This is a genomic window from Phenylobacterium sp., from assembly GCF_030697305.1.
Classification (GTDB): domain Bacteria; phylum Pseudomonadota; class Alphaproteobacteria; order Caulobacterales; family Caulobacteraceae; genus Phenylobacterium.
Genome location: NZ_JAUYQL010000118.1, coordinates 1 through 3,417, shown reverse-complemented (window position 1 = coordinate 3,417; position 3,417 = coordinate 1). Strand labels below are relative to the sequence as shown.

Sequence of the window (3,417 nt, the reverse complement as noted above, 5' to 3'; positions counted from 1 at the left end):
AAATATCCGGCCTTATGTAGCAAACGCACCAAGCTAGTCGGGGCGGGGGAAGCTATCGTGAATGTCCGCAACAGTATATGCCTGAACCTCGCCCTCAAGTCTGGTGACGTGGACGGTCACCACATAGACCATTTCAAACGGGTTCCGGTCCCCATGCAGCATCTGGTCCTTTATTCCTTGAATGCCCTTGCGGAAGTAGACCGGCACCACCTTGTCAGAGATATCTGGAATGACGCCACGGTCGCCAGTGCGGCCTTTTTCCTTGCCCGGACCCCGATTTGCTTGCTCCAAAAACAGCATGACTTCCGCGTGAAGCGCGCTCGCTGACGGCAGTTCCTCCTCAGTGGGCGGGGGCAGCCGTTTCTGTTCGTCTATGTTAATTGCAGCGCGATTGATCTGCGCCTCGTCGAAATCGTACTCGACGACTGTTCGTCGTACGCCATCGTCGCTTTCGTATTTCGCATGCTTGATGCCAAGAGTAGCGCCCATCTTGCCGGTCAACGGGCGGATGAACTCACGAAGATCTGCGGCGTCGTCGCGCGTCGGGGTCTCAAGCCGAGGTGGCTCACCCGCGACACCAGAAAATGCCTTGAGACCCCGCCAAAGACGGCCAGCGAAGTCCGCGACGATGATTGTGTTGTCCAGAATCGGTATGCCCATGGCGAACACCAGCGGGGCAATTTCCAGAATGACGGAACCAGTCTCCAGCTTGGTAACGTAAAGCTTCGGGGCTGTGTCGCCAGTGGTCCGGTAGTGGCGTTCATAAATGCGCGCCAGCGCCGCAAAGCTCGTTGACAGGTCGGACAGCTCGATTGGCTGACCGGGGGAAAGCGTGATTATTACGCGGTCACCATCGATGAGATGCGGCAGGTCAACCATTACAGCCTCAAATCCTGGACGCCGGAAACACTCAAGCACTGTAGCAGAAAGGCAGCGGAAAACCCACCCCTACTGATCTTGTTGTTCAGGTTTCGTTCTGTCTCGTGAATCCCAATTGATGCAAGCAATTCAGCCAGTTGCGCGTAAGTGACGCCCCGCCTTTTCAGTTCGGACTTGAGCAGGTTTTTAGCACGTTCCTCGTATTCGATATTGACGGGGTTCAGCTTGCGGCTGGTCTCCTGCATGGCGTGGCCTCAAAAAATCATCGTATTTGATGATATATACCCTTGCATTTAGCTACACAAGCCCTCATATATGGTGAGCAATATCACCGGATATGATGACAATGGCACAGCACTTTCTACTTTCCGCAGCGGCTCGCACCTTGAGCCTCAAGGCGATTTACAAGGCTGGTGAGGCTGCGGCGCATGAGACGTTCTGTAAGATGCGCTGGCCGGAGACGGACGGCGAAGCCGTCTGCCCGGATTGCGGCTGCGTCGAAACTTACAAGATCACCACCCGCCGCAAGTTCAAGTGCAAGGCTTGCCTGCGTCAGTTCTCGGTCACGTCTGGCACCATCTTCGCATCTCGCAAGCTGGCCTTCGTTGATCTTCTGGCCGCGATCTGCATCACGGTGAACGCATCCAAGGGGCTGTCCATGGTGCAGCTTTCCCGCGATCTTGACTGCCAATATAAGACCGCCTTCGTTCTGGCTCACAAGCTGCGTGAGGCGATGGCTCTGGAAGTCCACACAGGCGAAGTGCTGACGGGCCATGTCGAGATTGACGGCGCTTACTTCGGTGGCACCATCCGCCCGGAGAATGCCAAGGCCGACCGCAAGGACCGCCGTTTGAAAGAACACCAGAACGGACGCCGCCGCGTGGTCGTGGTGATGCGTGAGCGCCTTGGCCGCACCCTTCCCGTTGTCACCATGGCAGAGGCCGAAGGCGTCGCGCTGGTGCGTGCCAACGTTGACGGCATGGCCACCCTGTCGGCTGACGAAGCATCGCACTGGGATATGCTGCATGCAGGCTGGCAGGTTCACCGCGTGAACCACTCGGAAATCTACAGCGACCACGGCAAGCACACCAACTGGGCGGAAAGCTACTTCTCCCGTCTGCGCCGCATGGTGCAGGGCCAGCACCACCACGTCAGCCCGCGCTACCTGCACCAGTATGCTACGCAGGCCGCATGGCTTGAGGATAACCGCCGCAAAAGCAACGGCGGGCTGGCTTTCGGTCTGGTGGCGAATGCGATGGGTTGTCCCGTCAGCCGCGCTTGGAAGGGCTACTGGCAGAGGGCAGCTTGACGCCCGCCACAAGATGTTGGGCCGTCGACTCGACGAACCAACCGAACAGTGATAAACAAAAAAGTTGGGCGGGTGAGTCGTTACCTCATCCCGCCCTTTCCTGAACCAGCCGTCAGCGGGCTGGAAGTGTGATCACCCCTATGGTGTGCCATGGGAGTGCTTTGCGGTCAAGGCCCGCTGATTGGCAAAAGCCCAAGAAAGGGCCAATCAATGGCTACCAGTTCCCACAAGATCCTGTGCGGCAAGTGCCGCGTATCTGTAGAAGGTCCGACTAATCCGAAGGATCATGACATGATTACCTGTCCGGCCTGTGGGCGCAGTGACAAGTTCAAGAATGTCATGCGCTCCGTAAGTGCCTTCGTTGAGGAAGTTGCAGGCCGTCATCTCCAAGAATCTCTTGGGAAGGCGGCGCGGGGCAGCACGTTCCTCAAAGTCACGTCGAAGCCCATCCCAAAGGGCAACCATCCCTTCATCGCTGATTTCAAGTTGTGAGGGCGCTGACATGGCAAACTTCATCGTTTCGTACGATCTGAACGGGCCCCGTCCGTCTCACAAGGAGGTCGATGACCTTCTTGCGCGGGCTGGAGTAGCACGGGGTCGCGTATTGGAAACCGTGTGGTGGGTGGACTATCAGGGAACAGCCGGATCACTTTACGATCTGGTTGCTGCCATCTTCCACCGCGAGGATCGGTTAATGGTGTGCGAGTGTGTAGCAGCGGCATGGGACAATCTCCTTGTCACAGATGAGTCGCTTAAGAAGGCGTGGAGCAACGCTGCTTAACGGTCTAGGCTGGCCCCTCACTGGGCCAGCCGCCAAACTCCATCATCCGACACCAAGAAGCCCCGGACCCGCAGCTTGTGCGCTGCCCTGTAAGCCCGCCGCAGGGCCACGCATGGCGGTATGTCAGGGTGGCCAGCCAAGATCAGCGCCGCTATCTCTGGTGGCCGCTTCGGCCCGGTCCTGAGCGCTTCTAAGATCAGCATCTTGACTTCGCCCCGCTCGCAAGTGTCGGCTGGCATCTTGTGCGGGACTCTCTGCCCGTCAAGATCAACGCCCCGCGCTGCCAGCAAGGCGTTGACGTGCTTTAGCCCGTCCAGGTTGCCCCGGATGATCTGCCCGCGAAGGGCAAGCAAAGCGTTGGTTATGGTCCGGTCCTGCATGGCCGCAGGATAGCGAAATCAGCGGCCAAAGGATTCCGGTTTGTTGGTGCGTTTGCTACATAAGGCCG

The 3,417-nt window shown here is 58.0% G+C and carries 3 protein-coding genes; 1 reads left to right on the top strand and 2 read right to left on the bottom strand.

Annotated elements, in window-relative coordinates:
* Positions 1-33 precede the first annotated feature (33 nt).
* The gene (locus tag Q8R27_RS12530) at positions 34-879 is read right to left on the bottom strand and encodes a hypothetical protein (protein ID WP_305567332.1); all 846 of its coding nucleotides are present in this window, start codon (positions 877-879) and stop codon (positions 34-36) included.
* Complete coding sequence (locus tag Q8R27_RS12525) at positions 879-1,124, bottom strand: DUF6471 domain-containing protein (RefSeq protein WP_305567331.1); 246 nt, start codon at positions 1,122-1,124, stop codon at positions 879-881. The genes Q8R27_RS12530 and Q8R27_RS12525 overlap by 1 nt, the downstream gene beginning before the upstream one ends.
* Before the next feature lie 101 nt (positions 1,125-1,225).
* Here Q8R27_RS12525 and Q8R27_RS12520 point away from each other — a divergent pair, with 101 nt between their 5' ends.
* Positions 1,226-2,188, top strand: a complete 963-nt coding sequence (locus tag Q8R27_RS12520; RefSeq protein ID WP_305567330.1) for an IS1595 family transposase — start codon at positions 1,226-1,228, stop codon at positions 2,186-2,188.
* Positions 2,189-3,417: the final 1,229 nt, after the last annotated feature.

Coding starts and splice junctions, on each gene's coding strand:
- Q8R27_RS12530 (WP_305567332.1), bottom strand. CDS start 879: ATGGTTGACCTGCCGCATCTCATCGATGGTGACCGCGTAATAATCACG.
- Q8R27_RS12525 (WP_305567331.1), bottom strand. CDS start 1,124: ATGCAGGAGACCAGCCGCAAGCTGAACCCCGTCAATATCGAATACGAG.
- Q8R27_RS12520 (WP_305567330.1), top strand. CDS start 1,226: ATGGCACAGCACTTTCTACTTTCCGCAGCGGCTCGCACCTTGAGCCTC.